The sequence below is a fragment of the Ruminiclostridium josui JCM 17888 genome (assembly GCF_000526495.1).
In the GTDB taxonomy this organism is placed as follows: domain Bacteria; phylum Bacillota; class Clostridia; order Acetivibrionales; family DSM-1351; genus Ruminiclostridium; species Ruminiclostridium josui.
Genome location: NZ_JAGE01000001.1, coordinates 2,850,780 through 2,871,761 on the forward strand (window position 1 = coordinate 2,850,780; position 20,982 = coordinate 2,871,761).

3 protein-coding genes are annotated in these 20,982 nt (G+C 37.4%); all 3 read left to right on the forward strand.

Annotation, left to right across the window (positions count from 1 at the left end; genetic code table 11):
• The first annotated feature begins 25 nt into the window (after nucleotides 1-25).
• The 3 genes from K412_RS0112915 to K412_RS20780 are packed head-to-tail and all read left to right on the forward strand — an operon-like array spanning nucleotide 26 to nucleotide 20,973.
• Nucleotides 26-9,751 carry a non-ribosomal peptide synthetase gene (locus K412_RS0112915; protein WP_024833506.1) on the forward strand — a complete coding sequence of 3,242 codons (9,726 nt, stop codon included), beginning with the start codon at nucleotides 26-28 and terminating at the stop codon, nucleotides 9,749-9,751.
• Nucleotides 9,751-12,750, forward strand: coding sequence for a type I polyketide synthase (locus K412_RS0112920; protein ID WP_024833507.1), 3,000 nt, complete (start codon nucleotides 9,751-9,753; stop codon nucleotides 12,748-12,750). The genes K412_RS0112915 and K412_RS0112920 overlap by 1 nt, the downstream gene beginning before the upstream one ends.
• A 27-nt stretch (nucleotides 12,751-12,777) precedes the next feature.
• A complete protein-coding gene (locus tag K412_RS20780) occupies nucleotides 12,778-20,973 on the forward strand; it encodes a non-ribosomal peptide synthetase (protein ID WP_242835693.1) in 8,196 nt (2,731 codons plus the stop codon).
• The last annotated feature ends 9 nt before the right edge of the window (nucleotides 20,974-20,982 follow it).

Below are 20,982 nucleotides of genomic sequence, written 5' to 3' on the forward strand. Positions count from 1 at the left end.
ATTAGTTTAAGAGGTGTTGAAAAGTATGTATGCTTTTAAAACGTTGGTAGATTTAATTGTTTCAAGACAGAATGAAAAAGCCAAGGGTATCACATTTATACTAAGTGAAACGGAAGAACATTTTGTATCTTATGGTGAGTTATACCATGGAGCAAGATCTCTGTTATACAGTTTACAGGCATCAGGCTTTAAAAAAGGTGACGAAGTCATTTTCCAGATAGATAATAATAGACAATTCATGTTTGCCTTTTGGGCATGTATACTTGGAGGGATGATTCCAGTTCCGGTTACAACAGGGACAAACGATGAACACAAGCTAAAGCTGTTTAAGATATGGAATATATTAAAAAACCCAAAAATGCTGGCTTCTAGTGACTTCTTTGCAAGACTCAAAAACTTTGGAGATAAAAACGGCTTATCAGAACAAGTCGACATAATGCAAGAAAGAACTTTAAGCATGGAGAATATAGGACAAACTGAATATTTAGGAGAAATTGCAGAAGCCCAGGAAAATGACATTGCATTCATTCAGTTTTCATCAGGCTCTACAGGGGATCCCAAGGGCGTAATAATCACCCACAGAAATGTTCTATATGATATAGGCGCTGTAATACGCTGGGTAAATATAAATTCAGAGGATTCAGGTCTAAACTGGATGCCCCTTACTCATGATATGGGTCTAATAGGTACACATATAAAAGATGTAATTGCTTGTATAAACCAATATAATATCGAGACACAACTGTTTATAAGACATCCTTCATTGTGGATACAAAAAGCCAGTGAACACAAAGTTACACTATTATATTCGCCTAATTTCGGATACAAACATTTTCTTACCTTTTTTAAGCCAGAGGTAATAAAGGACTGGGATTTGTCAAGTGTCAGATTAATTTACAATGGTGCAGAACCCATATCATATGAATTGTGTGATGAATTCCTAGAAAAGCTGTCACCATATGGTTTGAAGAGAAATTCTATGTACACTGTATACGGTCTGGCAGAGGGAACTATTGCAGTTACCTTTCCACGACTTGGTGATGAAATGAGGTTTATAACCCTAGACCGCAATTACCTGAATATAGGAGACACTGTAAGAGAAGTCAGCAAGGACGACCCAAGAGGCTGCAGTTTTGCAGATGAAGGATATCCCATATATGATTGCAACGTTCGAATATGCGATATAGACAATAATGATGTTGGCGAAAACAAAATAGGTTACATATGCATAGTCGGTGCCAATGTTACATCAGGCTACTACAATAACGAGGAAGCAACCCGAAAAGCAATAACCAAAGACGGCTGGTTAAATACAGGTGATTTGGGCTTTATGAGGGATGGAAGACTTATTATAACAGGACGTGCCAAAGATGTAATCTTTGTAAAGGGGCAAAACTACTATTCACATGATATTGAGCGTGTTGCACAGGAAGCCGAAGGAATTGAACTAGGAAAGATTGTTGCAGTAGGAGCATTCAATGAGCAAATCAAGTCAGACGAATTGATACTATTTGTTTTGTTTAAAATGAAGGCAGATAAATTTATTGGAACAGTACGTATTCTGAAAAAATTAATCAGTGAGAGAATGGGAATTGAAGTATCTCATGTAATTCCAATAAAAAGTATTCCCAAAACCACCAGCGGAAAAGTACAACGTTATAAGTTACGTGAGAGATATATTAATGGTGAGTTTGACAACTTAAAGGATGAAATAGAATTACTGCTAAAAACAGAAGCAGACAGCAGAGCAATTGATTTGCCTGAAAATGAAATACAGGCAAAACTTGTAGGAATATGGCAAGAGGTACTGGGCGTAAAGAAGATAGGCATAAAGGATAATTTTTTTGAATTGGGTGGAGATTCATTGAAGGCTACTCAAACAATTTCTCGGATAAGAGAAGAGTTTGGAGTAAAATTGGAGCAAACCAGTTTGTTTGATAACCCTGTATTGAATGTCTTTGCTGAAATCGTTGAAAAATCAGATAAAATAACTGAAGATGAAAATAGAATACAGCGTTTACAGGAGAAAGGTGCGCTACCACTTTCATATGCTCAGCAGAGGATATGGTTTCTCGATAGATTAAATGAAAACAGCTCCCAATACATGTTATATACTGGTCTTAACATAAAGGGAAATTTACAGTATGACTTGATTTTGAAGAGCTTTAATACAATCATAGAAAGACATGAAAGTTTGAGAACCTCCTTTTTTGAAGATGATGGACAGCCTGTACAGACTATTAGGGAAGGAGTGCATATGGATTTACCTCTTGTAAATCTCACAGGAATTCCTTCAGAGATGAGAAGAGAAAAAGCCATGGCTCTTGCAAAAGAAGAAATAAGCTGTCCTTTTGACTTGAGTAAGGCTCCTCTTATAAGAGGGAAATTGATTCAACTTGAAAAAGACGAATATATTCTGGTTCTTGCAGCTCATCATATAGTATTTGACGGATGGTCTTTCAAGGTACTGCTAAAAGAATTGGAAACTTTATACAATTCATACCTGCAAAATGAAGATTATGTTTTGCCGGATTTAAAAATCACATATTCGGATTATGCTTGCTGGCAAATAGACAGATACAAGGAAAATACTATACAGAAACAGCTTGTCTATTGGAAAGAAAAACTAGGCGGAAAGCTTCCTGTACTGGAACTGCCTTTTTCAAAGCAAAGGCCTACAGTACAAACCTATAAAGGCTCCAACTTCCATTGCAGCCTTTCAGATGAGTTGTGTGAAAAACTAAAAAGAAGTGCGGAACAAGAAGGTGCCACACTTTATATGATTCTACTTGCAGCCTTTAAGGTCTTACTTTTTAAATATACAGGACAAGAGGACATAATCATAGGTTCACCTGTTGCAAACAGAAACCGTTCAGAGCTGGAGCCAATGATAGGGTTCTTTACAAACAATCTGGTCATTAGGACAGCTTTCAGCGGAAATAACAGTTTTCGTGAACTTTTGAGAAATGTAAGAAATGTTACCCTTGAAGCATACTCTAATCAGGATGTTCCTTTTGAAAAAATTGTTGAAGAACTTAATCTGGAACGCGATATGAGTCGTAATCCCCTCTTCCAGGTGTTTTTCAACCTCCAGGATACACCTGTACCAGAAGCAAGGCTGTCTGGCATGAGTATTTCAAGTATTAATATAGAGGGTGACACATCGAGATTTGACCTTTCTGTTGATATAAACGACAGTGGGGAGGGCCTAGAAGTAAACTTTGAATTTAATACAGATTTATTTGATGCAGAATACATAAAAAGAATGGCTGGACATTACACATATTTATTGGAGAATTTAACTGAAAATTTCGAAACACAAATCAACAAGTTTAATATCTTAAGTTCAGAGGAGAGTAAAACCATACTGGAAGGCTGGAACAATACCCATGTGGATTTTGAAAGTGATTTGTGGATACGACTTTTTGAGGACAAGGTGTCAACTAACCCCCTTGCCGTTGCTGTAGTAAAGGGAGACAAACAGCTTTCCTACAGTGACCTTGACACAAGAGCTAATCGGCTTGCAAATTATCTTGTATCTCAGGGAGTCGGTCCTGAAACCATAGTAGGTATTTATATGGAGCGCTCCATAGATATGCTTACGGCTTTAGTAGGTGTCCACAAGTCAGGTGGAGCATACCTTCCTATGGATCCTGTATTTCCAAAGGACAGGCTGGAGTATATGCTGGATAATGCACAAGTTCCTATCATTTTAACTGATACTATAATCAAGGATACACTACCTTTAAATAAAGCAAAAGTTATTTGCATCAGTGAACAATGGAAGGAAATATCGGAGCAAAGTTCTGAAAAACCTAAAAACAGAGCGACAAAGGATAATCTGGCATATGTAATATATACTTCAGGCTCCACTGGAAATCCCAAGGGTGTTCAGATTGAACACCGTGCATTAACTAACTTCTTGCTCTCAATGGGTACAAGTACAAATTTAAGTGAGAAGGACAGACTTTTGGCTGTAACCACTCTGTCATTTGACATTGCAGGCCTAGAAATGCTGCTTCCATTAATAACAGGTGCTTCAGTTGTAATCGCAGGAAGAGATGAAGTAATTGACGGAGAAAAACTTATATCATTAATGGAGAAACATGATATTTCTATTATGCAGGCAACCCCTGCCACATGGAGAATGCTTGTGGAAGCAGGATGGCAGGGATGCAGCAATCTTAAAATACTCTGCGGAGGAGAAGCACTGCCAAGAGATTTAGCAAATGAGCTCATGGACAGATGTTCCTGCTTATGGAATGTATATGGACCTACTGAGACTACAATATGGTCTACCATGATGCACTTGGATTCAAAAGTAGGGCCGGTATCCATTGGAAAGCCTATTGCAAATACAACGGTATATATACTTGATAATGAAATGAATCCAACTCCTGTAGGGGTTCCGGGAGAACTATATATAGGTGGAGCAGGCCTTGCCAGAGGATATTTAAAGCTTCCTCAATTGACCCAAGAAAAATTTGTACCCAACCCATTCAGCAGAGAGGAAGGCTCCAGACTATATAAAACAGGAGATATTGTCAGGTTTATGCCTGATGGAAATATAGAGTTTGTAGGCCGTGAGGATCATCAGGTCAAAATACGAGGTTTTAGAATTGAACTGGGTGAGATAGAGACACTTTTAAACAAAAATTCTTTGATAAGTCAAAGTGTAGTTGTATGCAGAGAAATATTTACGGGAGAAAAAGCTATTATAGCCTATGTAATCCCAAAGACAATGGAAATAGATACTGGTAGCTTAAGGGCCTATCTTAGGGAAAGATTGCCTGATTATATGATACCTTCATATTTTGTTAAGCTTGATTCTTTCCCAATGACACCAAACAAAAAAATAGACAGAAAAGCTCTGCCAATACCTGAAAAAACTACTTCTAGCTCAAACTCAGATATGATAAAGCCGTCAAATGGGGTACAACAAACGGTATCAGATATCTGGAAAGAAGTTCTTGGCAGAGAAAACATAGGGCTTAATGAAAACTTCTTTGACTTGGGAGGACACTCACTCCTTTTGGCAAAAGTACGTAGTAAAATAGCCAAAACTATGAATATAGATTTACAAGTTATTGATTTATTTAAATATCCTACAGTCAACACACTGTCAGAATATCTGGAAGAGAGGTTGGGCAAAAAAACAACTGCTATACACAGCAAAAAAATTATGCCTGAAACGGCTTCTTTACAAAGCAATGATATAGCTGTAATAGGAATGAGTGCAAGAGTGCCGGGTGCAAGGAATTTAGATGAGTTCTGGACAAATCTCTGTAAGGGTAAGGAATCAATAACTCATTTCAGTGACCAAGAGATAATAGCAGAGGGAGTTGCACCCGAACTATTAAAAAAACCGGAATATGTGAAGGCTTGGGGTGTTTTAGAGGACGCTGACAAATTTGATGGACAGTTTTTCGGATTTAATCCAAGGGAAGCGGAAATACTGGATCCTCAGCAGAGAATATTCCTTGAAGAAGCATGGAAGGCGATAGAGGATGCAGGCTGTGATTCAGAAAGGTTCAACGGAGCAATAGGAACTTTTGCCAGCGTAGGAATGAATACATATATAAAATATCTATCAGAAGACAGCGACTATGGTAATGTTGCAAACAATTACCAGATAATGATAAATAACGATAAAGATTTTCTTGCCACCAGAGTAGCTTACAAGCTAAATCTGGAAGGCCCCGGAATAACTGTTCAGACAGCCTGCTCATCTTCCATGGTTGCGGTACATCTTGCTTGCAGGAGCCTTTTGAATAAAGAGTGTGATATGGCTCTGGCTGGAGGCGTAAGTATACGGTTTCCGCAAAAAACAGGTTATCTGTATCAAGAAGGAATGATACTGTCACCTGATGGACATTGCAGAGCCTTTGACGAAAAAGCACAAGGTACTGTAGGCGGGAACGGAGCCGGAGTAGTTGTTCTAAAAAGGCTGGAGGATGCCATAGCACAGGGGGATAATATCTGTGCAGTAATAAAGGCAACTGCAGTCAACAATGACGGCTCTCTGAAAGTAGGTTATACTGCTCCCAGAATTGAAGGTGAAGCGGCAGTTATTGCAAAGGCACAGGAATTAGCCGGAGTAAGTCCTGAAACAATTACATATATTGAAGCCCATGGAACAGGGACACCACTTGGAGATCCTATAGAAATAGAAGCACTGGAAAAGGTGTTCAGTGAAAAAACTGACAAGAAAAATTATTGTGCAATTGGTTCAGTCAAAACAAATATAGGCCATTTGGATGCGGCATCAGGGGTAATAGGCCTTATAAAAACTGTTCTTGCCCTTAAGAATGCTAAAATACCCCCAAGCATCAATTTTAATAAGCCTAATCCAAAGTGTAATTTTAAAGACGGACATTTCTATGTAAATGCAAAACTCTCCGAATGGAAAACTGACGGGATACCCCGAAGAGCAGGAGTAAGCTCATTTGGAATCGGAGGTACAAATGCACATGCAGTTTTAGAAGAAGCACCATCAAAAAGAAAGGTAACTCCTGTAAAATCAAGAAATTTATTGATATTTTCAGCTAAAACTCCAAGTGCATTAAAGAAAATAACATTAAACTTTGCATTACATTTAAAAGAAAATCCTAATATAGATATGAACGATGCAGCATACACACTGAAGCTAGGTCGAAGAGAGTTTGAATACAGGTGCTTACTTGTTTGTGACACTAGAGAAGAAGCCATAGAAGCTATAGAAAATGATAAGTTAATATATGCAGGCCATATAAAGAAGGACATAAGTTATAATCCGGAAAAATTGAAGGAGTATACAGAGGAAGAACTGGGGATTTTCTGGCTGCAAGGTGAAAAAATAGATTGGATAAGTTTATATGAAGGGAAGAATAGAAGCAAGATTAGTCTTCCAGTGTATCCCTTTGAAGGTCAATCCTTTTGGGCAAAATCAAAAAAATCAGAAAGTAAGAATATTAATGAATATTTTTACGCACCTATATGGAAACAAACAGTTTACAATATTTCATCAGAGGTGACACTGCCTGAAAATATAAAATTCATACTGGTACTAGCTAAAGAAAATAACTTTGAAAATAAATTTATAGAGTTGTTAAAAGAATCAGGGGCAAATGTCATTGTAGCTAATCCAAAACAGCAGCAGGACTATGATATATTGCTGACAGAACTGAAAAATCAAGGTAAAGTACCGGACAGAATTATAAATATGCTGGGAATTTCCAATAAAAACAGAGGCAAGGACCTTTTCTACAGTATGCTGTTTCTTGCAAAAGCATTGGGAAAGCAGTCGTTGAATAAAGAAATTAATACTATTGTTCTCACAAACAGTATGCAAAAGGTGTTCGGTGAATCAGTCCTGTATCCTGAAAAAGCTTTGGTACTAGGTCCTTGTAGAGTAATTCCAAAAGAATATGAAAATATCAAGTGTAGAAGTGTGGATTTTATACTTTGTGAAAATGACAGTCCATTTGAAAGGGAGCTTTTGGAGCAGCTTTTGAATGAAGCCTATAGTGACTCTGGGGATACAACAGTAGCGTACAGAGGAGAAAGCCGATTAATTCAAAGCTTTGATAAAATGGAAATCCAAAATACGCAAAAGCCTGTACTTCAAATAAAGAATAAAGGAACTTATCTCATAACAGGGGGATTGGGCGGAATCGGACTGGCTTTGGCAGAATACTTTGCTGAGACAGAAAAAGTAAATTTTGTCCTTGTTGGACGCTCATCATTCCCTGACATTGAAAAGTGGAATGATTGGTTAAAGGAGAAGGGAGAAAATGACCCAATTTCCACAAAAATAAGAACCTTAAAAAGAATAAAAGAACTTGGCTCAGAAATTCTCATTTACCGTGGAAATGTTGACAATATGGAAGAAATGATAAGTATACGTCAGCAGGTACAGAATTGCTTTGGCAGCATTGACGGTGTAATTCATGCAGCAGGAAATCCCGGAGGAGGCATGATACAGATAAAGGAAGAGAGCTTTGTGGAAAATGTATTTGCACCAAAAGTTACGGGAACACAGGTACTGTATGAGGTACTAAAGGACTGCAAGTTGGATTTCTTTATTATGAGTTCATCCCTTAACTCCATAACAGGAGGTTTTGGACAAGTAGATTACAGTGCAGCTAATAATTTTATGGATGCATTTGCAACTGCCCATGACTCTAGATACGGAACACGCTTTGTATCAATCAACTGGGACAGATGGCCCGGAGTAGGTATGGCCAAGGATAATAAAGTTCTTAGAAATTCCGATACAAAGCCGATTCATCCATTGCTGGAAAGAAAGATATCTGAATCTTCGGATAAAGTCATATATTTATCACGATTCAATCCTAAAAAGGACTGGGTGCTACGTGAACATCTTGTGATGGGTATTCCTACAATAGCAGGAACTACATATATTGAAATGGCTAGAGCTGCTTATGCAGATATAAATGGAGATACACCAGTTGAATTATCAGATGTTACCTTTTTAACTCCAATGGCAGTTAGAGAGGATGAAGAACAGGACGTTTTGACAATATTGAAAAAAAAGGTTGGACATTATGAATTCAAAATAATTAGCAGACTTCATTCAAATGTGGCAGAGAATCCATGGAGAGAACATGCACATGGAAAGATTTTAGCTGCAATTGATTCGGAATATAAACAGATTGATATTTCTGAATCAGCAGACATATTTAATAAAGAAAAATTTGAAAACATTAATAAAGATATTAAAGAATTTATAACTTTCGGGGACAGGTGGAGGACACTGAAAAGGTTTGGCTTCCATGGGACAAAAGGAATTGCAGAGATAGAACTGTCCCCGGAATTTATAGATGATTTAAAGTACTTTAATATACATCCTTCACTTTTGGATGTTGCGACCGGTTCGGTTAGACTAACATCCAAAAGAAATTTTCTTCCTGTTTCATACGAGAAGATAATTGTAAAACAAAAACTGCCTGAAAAAATTTATGCAAATATAACATTAAAGGACGAATACAATTCACCAAATGAAATAATAACCTGCGATATTGATGTATTGGATGAAAAAGGTGTACAGCTCATTGAAATAAAGAATTTCTCAATGAGACAAATTTCGGAAGAGAATAGTGAAAACATCAAAAACAGAAGTCGGAGTTCAAATTCTTTTACGGAAGACATACAAGTATATGACAGCTTAATTAGTAGCTCAAACAGAGACAATATTATGGACTCGGGATTGACAGTAGACGAAGGAAGAAAAGCCTTTGAAAAAATACTGTCAGGACAGTATTTTAACAACCAGGTTATTGTATCAACCAAAGAGATTAAAGAAGCTATTGCAAACGCAGGTTATATAAATAAAAAAAGTAATATGGTTGCTGAAAAGGATGAACAAAAATCACTGCATCCAAGGCCTGACCTTCCAAATGCATATTCTGCGCCAAAAAGCGAGGCTGAAAAAAGGCTTGTGCAGATATGGCAAAACCTTCTTGGCATAGATGGGGTAGGAATACATGATGAGTTTTTTGCACTGGGAGGAGATTCTCTCCTTTTGGTACAACTGCACACAAATATCAAAGAAGTATTTACTACGGATTTAGCCGTTGTTGATTTATATAAATACAATACAATAGCACTTCTGGCTTCAAAGCTTGAGGGTGAAAACCATCAGAATGAAAAGCCAAGCTTTAAACGAATAAATGAAAGAGTCAGCAAACAGCAGGAAAGACTGAAGCAAAGAAAGCAAAGGATGATGATAAAGAGGGGGGAGAAACAGTAATGAGTAATTTTGAAGAAAATGACTCCTTGGATGGTGCAATAGCCATAATAGGTATGGCAGGCCGCTTCCCAGGGGCTAATAATACGGAGGAGTTCTGGGAAAATCTTTATAATGGTGTGGAGTCTGTAAAATTTTTCAAACATGATGACCTTGTAAAGATGGGTATAGACGAACATCTGCTGGATAATCCAAAATTTGTTGCAGCTGACGCTATTTTGGACGGAATGGATATGTTTGATGCCGAGTTTTTTGATTATTCTGCAAGAGAAGCAGAAATTATGGATCCACAGCACCGCTTGTTTCTTGAGAGTGCATGGGAGGTACTTGAAAGTGCTGGATATAATTCTGATTTGTATGACGGACGAATAGCAGTCTATGCCAGTGCAAACCTAAGCGGATACATGGTAAGAAACCTGTATTCCAATCCAGAACTGGTTGAAAGTCTGGGTTCCTTCAAAATAATGATAGCAAACGGACAGGATTTCCTTGCAACAAAGGTGTCCTATAAAATGAACCTTATGGGGCCAAGTGTAAATGTCAACACTCTTTGCTCATCATCTATGGTAGCAGTTCATTATGCCTGTCAGAGTCTTAACAACTTTGAATGTGATATTGCTATGGCGGGAGGCGTCAGCTTTCAAGTGTCAAGAAATGAGGCATTCTTTTATCAAGAAGGCGGTATAGGTTCTGCAGATGGACACTGTCGTGCCTTTGACTCCAAAGCCAATGGAACGGTAAGCGGAAGCGGACTGGGCATTTTAGCATTAAAAAGACTTGAGGATGCAATTGCTGACGGAGATTATATACATGCAATTATAAAAGGAACAGGCATTAATAATGACGGTTCTTCAAAAAACAGCTATACTGCTCCAAATGTAGACGGTCAGGCTGAATGTATTGCTGAGGCTATAGAAATGTCAGGTGTCAATCCTGAAACAATTACATACATAGATGCTCACGGAACAGGAACAAACCTGGGAGACCCTATTGAAATAGCTGCTTTGACCAAGGCATTCAGAGCATATACAGATAAAAAGGAGTTCTGTGCAATAGGTTCGGTAAAAACAAATATAGGTCATCTAGTAAATGCCGGCGGTGTGGCTAGTATGATAAAAACAATACTAGCAATGAAACACAGGATAATACCGGCAAGCCTGAATTTCCAGGAGCCAAACCCTAAGATAGACTTTGTAAACAGTCCATTTTATGTAAATAGCGAGCTTTCAAAATGGGAAACAGAAGGTTTTCCACTAAGAGCAGGTGTCAGCTCATTTGGAATCGGAGGCACTAATACACATGTTATTTTGGAGGAAGCTCCTGACGTCCAACCATCGGAAAAATCAAAAAGACCTTATCAGTTGATTTCACTATCAGCAAAGACAGAAACAGCACTTGAAAAAATGACACAAAACCTTGTTGAACATATAAATAAGAATCCTGACTTAAATTTAGCTGATATAGCATTTACACATCATGTAGGTAGAAGAAGCTTCAATCACCGTAGAATTGTAGTTTGTAAAGACCTTATAGATTTAAAAGAGAAATTAAATAATTCCGCCAGTTGTAATGTTATCTCGTACTTTCAGAAACACAAGAACAGGCCGGTTGTATTTATGTTTCCAGGAGATGTTAAATACGTAAATGAGTGGGGCGAATTGTACAAGACTGAAGAAAAGTTCAGAAAAACTGTGGATTACTGTGCCGACTATCTAGTGTCCATTTTGGGTATTGATATAAGAACTTTACTGAATTCAGACAGGACTGCAAATGAAAACAACATTGAAAGATCATTAACTTTTGTTGCACAGTATTCGATGGCAAAACTCCTTATAGAGTCAGGTTTAAAACCTGAAAGTATGATAGGGGAAGGTGCAGGAGAATATGTTGCCGCATGTATTTCTGAAGTATTGAGCCTTGAAGATGTATTGAGAATTACTGCTTCCGAAGATAAAGATTTTCCGGAAATTCTAGGGGAAGTCACATTAAATGTACCACAAATACCATTTGTATCGTCTATGAGGGGAAAATGGATGGATGATTCCTTGGCAACAAGTACGGATTACTGGTTACAACAGCGCAACAGCAATTTTTCAGCCCAAGGCTTGCAGGAAATTCTTTCTGATGATGAAAGGATTTTTGTTGAAATCGGTAATGGTAAAAGGTTTTTAGCAGAAGCCGGAACTTCTTTGATTTCAGTTCAGATTGAAAACAAAAGTTCCTCTGAGGCATTTATAGAATGTATGGGAAAGGTCTGGGTTTACGGGGCAAAAGTTGATTGGAATAAATTCTATGAAGAAGAAAAGAGGCACCGTATTCCACTGCCTACATATCCATTTGAAAGACAGCGATATTGGATTGAACCTGGTGTAAGAACTGATAAGAAAAGGGAGCAGGAGTTCCCGGTTTCTGATAAATCCGAAATAGATGAGAAGTTGCTTGCGAAATCCAGTAAAGCAAGCATTTCCGTATCTATAGAGCTGGATGAAGACACATTAGGCTCAGAAACACATGCCCCTAAGATAAATCAAATAGAAGAAATGCTTTTGTTCAAAGAAAAACTTGAAAAATTATGCTCTGAATTTGAAGGGAAAATAAAAGTTTCACCTCTGTTGTTAAAGAGTTCAGAAAAACTCTCTGAGAGTAATTTGGACAGCTCTGAAAAGCTTAGCAAAAGGCCTCGTCCCGATTTGGATGTACCTTATGTGGAACCTTCAAGTGAGGTTGAAAAAATAATTGCGGAGCACTGGAAGAAGGTTCTTGGCTTTGAAAAACTGGGAATACACGACGATTTCTTTGAGCTTGGGGGCCATTCACTGATTGCTGCCGCCGTTGCATCAGATTTAAGTAAGGTATTCAATATTCAGATACCAATGACCAAGCTTTTGGAGGCTACAACAATTGCCGAGGTTGCAGAAATGGTTGAAACCTTCCGTTGGGCTATACAGGGAGAAGGAGAGGCAGCAGCTGCTGAAGAGGAAATGGAAGGCGGAACAATATAATTTTAGGAGGTGGTTAAAGTGTCTGTAATGCAATTTCTGTCAAGACTGCGTAATATGGGAGTAAATTTATGGTTGGATAAGGGTCAATTAAAGTATAAGGCTCCAAAAGGAGTAGTAAATAAAGCATTACTATCTGAAATATCTGAAAACAAGGATGATATAATAGAATTTCTTAAAAAATTAAAAATGGAAGCAAGTTCCAATGATGATCAAATTCCGCAGGCTCCTAGAGACGGCATAACAGAATTTCCACTCTCCTATTCACAGCAGTCCATGTGGTTTTATGATCAGCTTATAAAAGGAAATCCTGCTTTTAATATATCAAATGCTGTAAAAATAACAGGTAAACTCAATATTGATGCTATTGAAAATGCAATAAATGAACTGGTAAGAAGACATGAAGCCTTGAGGACTACTTTCAGAAGTATTGCTGGGAATCCTGTTCAGGTTGTAAAAGCAGAAATAAAAGCAGAGCTTTGCAAAACATATTTAGAGAATTCTATTGAAGAAGTCCGGCTTAAAGACCTTTTAAAAGAAGAAGCAAGACGGGTATTTGATCTGGAGACAGGCCCCTTATTCCGCTTTCACTTATTTATACTTGGTGAAGAAGAATATGTATTAACAATGATAATACACCATATAATATCCGACGGCTGGTCAAATACGGTATTGGTTGGAGAGTTGTTTACTTTATATAAAATGAGTGTACAGGGTGTGGGGCAGACATTACCGCTGCCATCACTACAATTTGTAGATTATGCATGCTGGGAAAAAAATAGGCTGCAGGGAGAGTTGTTGGAAAATTTGTTAGACTACTGGGAAAAACAGCTGGCAAATACCAGTACACTAAAACTTCCTCTAGATCGTGAAAGAACAACAGTGCGTGCTTTTGAGGGCGGATATGAGCCTGTGATAATACCCGTTGAACTTACAAAAAAAATAAATACAATTTGTAAAAATAGAAGCGTTACCCAGTTCATATTTATTCTTGCTGCTTTTAAAACTTTGCTTTACAGGTATTCGGGACAGAAGGATATTTGCATAGGTACTGTTGTAGCAAACAGAAACAGAAAAGAGATTGAGAGTGCAGTGGGATTTTTTATGAATACTCTTGCATTGCGTACCCAAATTGAAGGGGACAGCTGTTTTACGGAGGTACTAGAAAGAGTAAAGAAAACCACCTATGATGCATTTACGTATCAGGAACTTCCTTTTGATAAGATGGTGGAGGAGCTGAAACCACCCAGAGAGGATGGAGTAAATCCTTTTTTCCAGGTTATGTTTATTCTTCAAAATACTCAAAAAGTGGACTTGGAGCTTCCAGGAGTAACAATGCAGCCTCTTGATATAGAAAGCGGTATGGCGCCATTTGACTTAAGGCTGCAACTTACTGAAACACAGGAAGGTTTAAGGGGCGGGTTTGACTATAACCTTTCAATTTTTGATTCCTCTACTATCAGAAGATTGGCAAAGCACTTAATTAAGACAATAGAATGTATAGTAGAAAATCAGGAGCAAAATATTACACAGCTTTCGATTTTTACTCAGGAAGACATTAAAAACATACATAAACTAAAAATAGCTGTTGCATCAACCTTTACAGCTGAGCCTGTTGAAGATTATATAAGTTGGTGGTGCAAGCAGTTTGGCATTAAGAATGAAGTAGTTTTTGCGCCCTACAATCAGGTTTTTCAGCAGCTATTGGATGAAACAAGCCTTATTTCTCTGAATGACGGTGTAAATATACTGCTTATTCGGTTTGAGGATTGGCTAAGAAACAATATGTCAGAGGATGCTGAGCAGATTAAAAAGCTTGAAGAGAACTATACCTATCTTTTAAGTACTTTGAAATCAAAAGCAAAAAGTATACCTTATTTTGTTGGAATATTTCCTGTAGGACAGTATTCTAATATCAGTCCCAAAGTCAGTGAATATATTCAAGAAATGAACAAGAGATGGAAACTGGCTTTAGAAGATATGGAAAATGTATATGTAATGGACTGCGAAAATCTGGACAAACAGTTTGCTATTGATACCGTGTTTGATACGCTAAAAGATACTGAAGCACACATGCCTTTTAGTGATACGTATTTCGGTGCTTTAGGAACATTTACCGCCAGGAAGATTTGTGCATGGAAAAAGCAGAATTTCAAGGTTATAGTGCTTGACTGTGATAATACTCTATGGAAAGGTGTATGTGGAGAAGAAGGAGCACAGGGGGTTATAATAAGCGAGCCCTTTATGAGATTACAGGAAATTATGCTGGATTGCTACAGGGAAGGTATGCTTCTGGCTCTTTGCAGCAAGAATAATGAAGCAGATGTATGGGAGGTATTTGATAGTAACAATGGAATGTTACTAAAAAAGGAGCATTTTGTTTCATGGAGAATAAACTGGCAGTCAAAAGCAGATAACATAAGAGAAATTGCCCAGGAGCTAAATCTTGGTGTTGATAGCTTCATTTTTATAGATGATAGTCCTGTAGAATGCAGTGAAGTAATGACTAAACTGCCGGAAGTGTTAACACTTAACTTGCCTGAAAATGCTGAACAAATACCTTCGTATCTACAGCATGTCTGGGCTTTTGATAGAATTAAAGTTACCGCTGAAGATGCTCAAAGAACACAAATGTATATAGCCGAGAAGGAGAGAAAGCAAATACAGGACAGTGCTCATTCTCTGGACGGTTTTATACAAAGTCTTGAACTTAAAATGAGCATGAACCTCATAGAGAATTCACAATATATGAGAGCCGCTCAACTGACTCATAGAACCAATCAATTTAATCTTAGCACAATAAGAAGAACGGAAGAGGAATTGAGGCTGCTGACAAGTTTGCCGGGTTGCAAATGCCATGTAATAGAGGTAAGCGACAGATTTGGTGATTATGGACTGGTAGGTGTGGTAATAACAAAGGAAAACGGCGATAAGCTTTTAATAGACACATTCCTTCTGAGTTGCAGAGTGTTGGGAAGAAGGATAGAAGATGCAATACTTGTTGGTCTTAAAAAGCTTTGTAATAATACAGGTGCAAGGATACTTGAAGCAGAGTTTCGACCAACTGAAAAAAATATGCCCTTTAAGAAATTTCTTGAAAAGAGTGGATGGAAAAGTATTAAAGAAAAGAATGGAATTACCATATACCAATTGGATATTAACGAAATACCTGAACAAGAAAATCTGGTTGAATGTTACTTTGATTCTAAATTTGAGTCTATGGTAAAGTCCAAAGTAGTAACAGAAGTAAAACATGAGCCGGTTAGCATAAAACAAGAAAATGAAAATACGTTAGTAAGTAATGACTGGAAAGTTCTTAAAGTAAACATGGAAATGCTTTTCCACAAAGCATATTTGCTTCCACTTGAAAACGCTTCGGGGAAATTGCTTGCAGCACTGCCTGTTCATAGACCCTATATGGGCAAGAAAACAGTGGAAACTACAAACCAGCAATATAAAGCACCCGGCAATAAAACTGAAAAGATATTGGTTCAAATTTGGCAGGAGATACTTGGGATTGAGAAAATAGGAGTAAATGATGATTTCTTTAAGTTGGGGGGACACTCTCTTACTGCTGTTTCTATAATTTCAAGGATTAGAGATAAATTTCGTAAATATATACCTCTCCAATGGATTATAGAGAACAGAACCATAGCACAATTAGGGAAGTTAATAGGGGATTTTGAAGAGGCAGATAATTCAGATGATATACAAGAGAATATACCAAGGGCTAGTGACGAAAAAAAAGAATTTCCTCTTTCCTTTTCACAACAGTCTATGTGGTTTTATGACCAATTGAACAAGGGTAATGCAGTTTTTAACTTGTCCAGCGCTGTACGTATAAGCGGCGGACTGAATACTGAAATCCTTAAGCAAACACTGGAAAATGTAGTTATGTCTCATGAAGCTTTAAGGACAACATTTAAGAACATAAATGGCAGTCCTGTGCAGGTTATAAATGAAAATATTGATGTTGAGATAAATGAAATTGACCTTACATACATGAAAAAAGAAAATGAAGAAGAAATAGAACAACTTTTAAAACAGGAGGCACGATATATATTTGATCTGGAAAAGGGCCCATTGTTCAGATTCTGCCTTTTCTTGCTCAACGGAAATGAATACATTTTTTCTATGACAACGCATCACATAATATCTGATGGTTGGTCAAATACGATTATTGTAGAAGAACTTTTAGAGAATTACAGTCAACTGGCAAAAGGACAAGCCATAGAGGCAAAATCCCTTCCAATAAGATTTGCAGATTATGCTATATGGGAAAGAAACAGATTTTCAGGGGAAAGATTGGACAAGCTTATGGGATACTGGAAAAAGCAGCTTGAAAATCCAACAACTCTTGAACTTCCCACTGATAAAGTTAGACCTAAAAATCGTACATACGAAGGTGGTTTTGAGAGTGTTGTAATTCCAGAAAAACTGATGCCGGAGCTAAGAAGGCTTTCAAATGACATGGGTGTAACACTGTTTATGCTAATTCTTGCTGCATTCCAGACATTATTACACAGATATTCGGGACAAAATGATATTTTTACGGGCACAGTAGTTGCAAACCGAAATAAGGCTGAAATTGAAAATACAGTGGGGCCTTTCATAAATACATTGGTTCTTAGAACTAATTTTGAGGAGGATCCGGACTTTTCAAGCCTTCTTTTAAAAGTTAAAAAGACAACTCTGGAAGCATATGAACATCAAGAATTGCCTTTTGACAAAATGCTTGAAGAAATGAAATTGGAAAGAGACTTAAGCAGGGCTCCCTTATTTCAGGTTATGTTTATACTCCATAACAATAAAAAAGCTGAACTGGAACTTGATGGACTGAAAATAACTGAAATAGATGTGACAAGTGATATGGCTCCTTTTGATTTAAGGTTGCAGTTGACAGAGACAGAAAAAGGGATAAAAGGCGGCTTTGACTATAACATATCGCTATTTGAGCCTGCAACAGTTAAATCAATATCAATGCATCTTATTAAATTACTTAAAAGTATAGTACAAAAGCCTAACGAGAAGGTATCAAGACTTGAATATATTACAGAAACAGAAAAGAAACAGATACTAGAAGACTTTAATAATACTAATGCTGATTTCCCGGATAACAAGGTTATTTATCAATACTTGGAGGAACAGGCCACAAAAGATTCTTCGAATACGGCAGTAATATTTCAAAATAAGAAATTGACATACGGTGAACTCAATTACAGAGCAAACTGCCTTGCAAGACTTCTGAAAGACAATGGAGTAGTACAAGAAAGCATTGTAGCAATAATGATGGAACGTTCATTTGAGATGATAATAGCAATAATGGCAATACAGAAAGCAGGAGGAGCATATCTGCCCATAGACCCCCATTTTCCTTCTGAAAGGATAGATTATATACTAAAAGACAGCCAAACAAAAATATTGTTGACTCATAAGGAATTCGGGGATTGTGAAATTCCGGAAAATATAAAAAAGATAAATCTTGATTTAGTTGATTTATCCCATGTAGAAAAATCAAACCTGTCTTTGATTGCAACTCCTGAGAATATTGCATATGTAATTTATACATCAGGCTCAACAGGTAAGCCAAAAGGAACACTGATAGAGCACAAATCTCTTGTGAACAGGTTAAACTGGATGCAGAAAAAATATCCTTTAGACAAAAATGATATTATCCTGCAAAAAACACCTTATACCTTCGACGTATCTGTATGGGAAATGTTCTGGTGGTCTATGGCGGGAGCCAAGGTATGTTTTCTTGAACCCGGAGCTGAAAAAGACCCTGTAAAGATTGTGGAAGCAATTGAAAAAAACAATATTACAGTTATTCATTTTGTTCCATCAATGCTAAGTATTTTTCTTGAATATCTTAAGCAAACAGGGGAGGTACAAAGAGTTGCTGGACTTAAAATGGTTTTCGCCAGCGGAGAGGCACTAACACCTTCGCAGGTAGAGGTATTTAAAAAACTGCTTTCAAAAAATGGAGCCAGACTTATAAATCTTTATGGACCTACTGAAGCGACAATAGATGTATCATATTTTAACTGCGATATAGAGAGCAAATTGGATTCTATTCCTATTGGAAAGCCCATTGACAATACAAAGCTCCTTATAATGGACAAAAATATGCAACTCCAGCCCGTTGGAGTTGCAGGAGAACTGTGTATTGGCGGTATTGGCCTTGCAAGAGAGTATCTGAACAAACCTGAACTGACAAATGAGAAATTTGTAGAAAATCCTTACCAACCTCAAGAGAGACTTTACCGCACTGGTGATTTGGCAAAATGGAGACGGGATGGAAATATTGAATATTTGGGGAGAATGGACTTTCAAGTTAAAATACGAGGGCTGAGGATTGAACTTGGCGAGATAGAAAAGCAGTTGGCGGCTCACCAGGATGTAAAAGAGTGTGTGGTAGTTGCATGGAAGAAAGGTGAGGGTGATATACAGCTAGTAGCATATGTAGTATGCGAAAATGGTATGAGAGCAGAACAAGGCAGTATACAGTCCTTCCTTGAAAAGAGCCTCCCGGAATATATGATTCCAAGAATCTATGTTTTTATGGAAAAAATGCCTCTATCCTTCAATGGAAAAATAGACAGGAAGGCGCTACCTACTCCCGTAATTGCAACAGACAGGGTTTATATTGCTCCAAGAAACGATACGGAAAAGCAACTGGTAAATATATGGCAGAAAATATTAGGTTTAGACAGGATTGGAATAAACGACAATTTCTTTGATATAGGCGGAGATTCTCTGAAGGCAATGGAAACAATCATTATGCTGAAAAAACAGGGACTACAGCTTAAAATAAAAGACTTGTTTGAAAGACAGACAATAGCAAGCCTAAGTAATCTGGTAAAGCTCTCTGCAAAGACTGACATTGAGGGGCCAGTTACCGGGGAAATAGGATTAATTCCTACTCAGAAAGGATTCTTCAGAAAAACAAGGACGGATATAAATCACTGGAACATTTCCGTAATGATGTTTAGTAAAGACAGACTTGATGAGGATATTATCAAAAAGGCTTTTACAAAAATATTAGAACAACATGATGTACTTAGAATAAACTTCATAATTGACGGAGAGAACATAAGCCAGTACAACAGAGGAGTAGACGGAGAACTATTTGAAATGAAGCTGTTTGACTGTATAGCTGACAAAGATGATACAACCAATATGGATAATATGGCATATGTCTTACACAGAAGTATGAATCTTACAGAGGGACCCCTTGTAAAACTAGCACTTTTCAGACGCCATGATGGAGATCATCTTTTGCTTGTGATACATCACCTTCTTTGTGACGGACTATCACTTATGACAGTACTTGAGGATGCAGCAGCAGCGTATAATCAGCTGCAAAGAAATGAGCCAATATCACTTCCACCTAAAACTTCTTCATTAAAGAAATGGTCTGAGAAAATATATGACTATTCAAACAGCAGTGAATTTTTAAAGGAAATAGATTATTGGAAGAAAGTGGAAAACATTCCAGTGACATTGCTACCTAAGGATACGACATTTAGTGAGGAAAGGCATAAGTATGATGTTGTTATAAACGAAACACTGCTTTCGGAGAAGGAAACAAAGGTACTAATGAAGAGTGTAAATCAGAGCTTTGATACTGATATAAAGGATTTACTGGTAACGGCTTTCGGGGCAGCTGTAAAAGAGTGGACAGGCATGAATAACATACTCATAGATTATAAAATTCATGGTAGGGAGAACATTTTTGACGGAGTTGATGTTTCAAGAACAGTGGGATGGTTTGCTACAGAATTTCCGGCAATACTTGATATGTCCAAGATGGAAGATCTTCCGGCCCAGATAATATCAATCAGAGATATGTTCAGAAATGTTCCCGGCAGAGGACTTGGGTATGAAATATTGAGGGAGATTACTCTGCCTGAGAATAAAAAAGAATTAAAACTAAATCTGAATCCGGAAATATTGTTTAATTATTCAGGTGATTTTGCAGGCCGTACAAACGATGATTTTCAAGGCTTCAGTATATCACCTCTGTACAAAAATTTAAATGAGAGTCCCGAATCTGAAAGAAAGTACACCTTAATTATTGAACTCATGATTCTAGATGGAAGCTTGAATGTTACACTGCATTACAACAAGCATCAGTATTACGAAAGCACAATGAAAGGATTACTTGACAGATTTAAGAAATATCTTTATGAAATTTTAAATTTAGGTATAGAAAGTAAATTTTAGAAGGAGAGG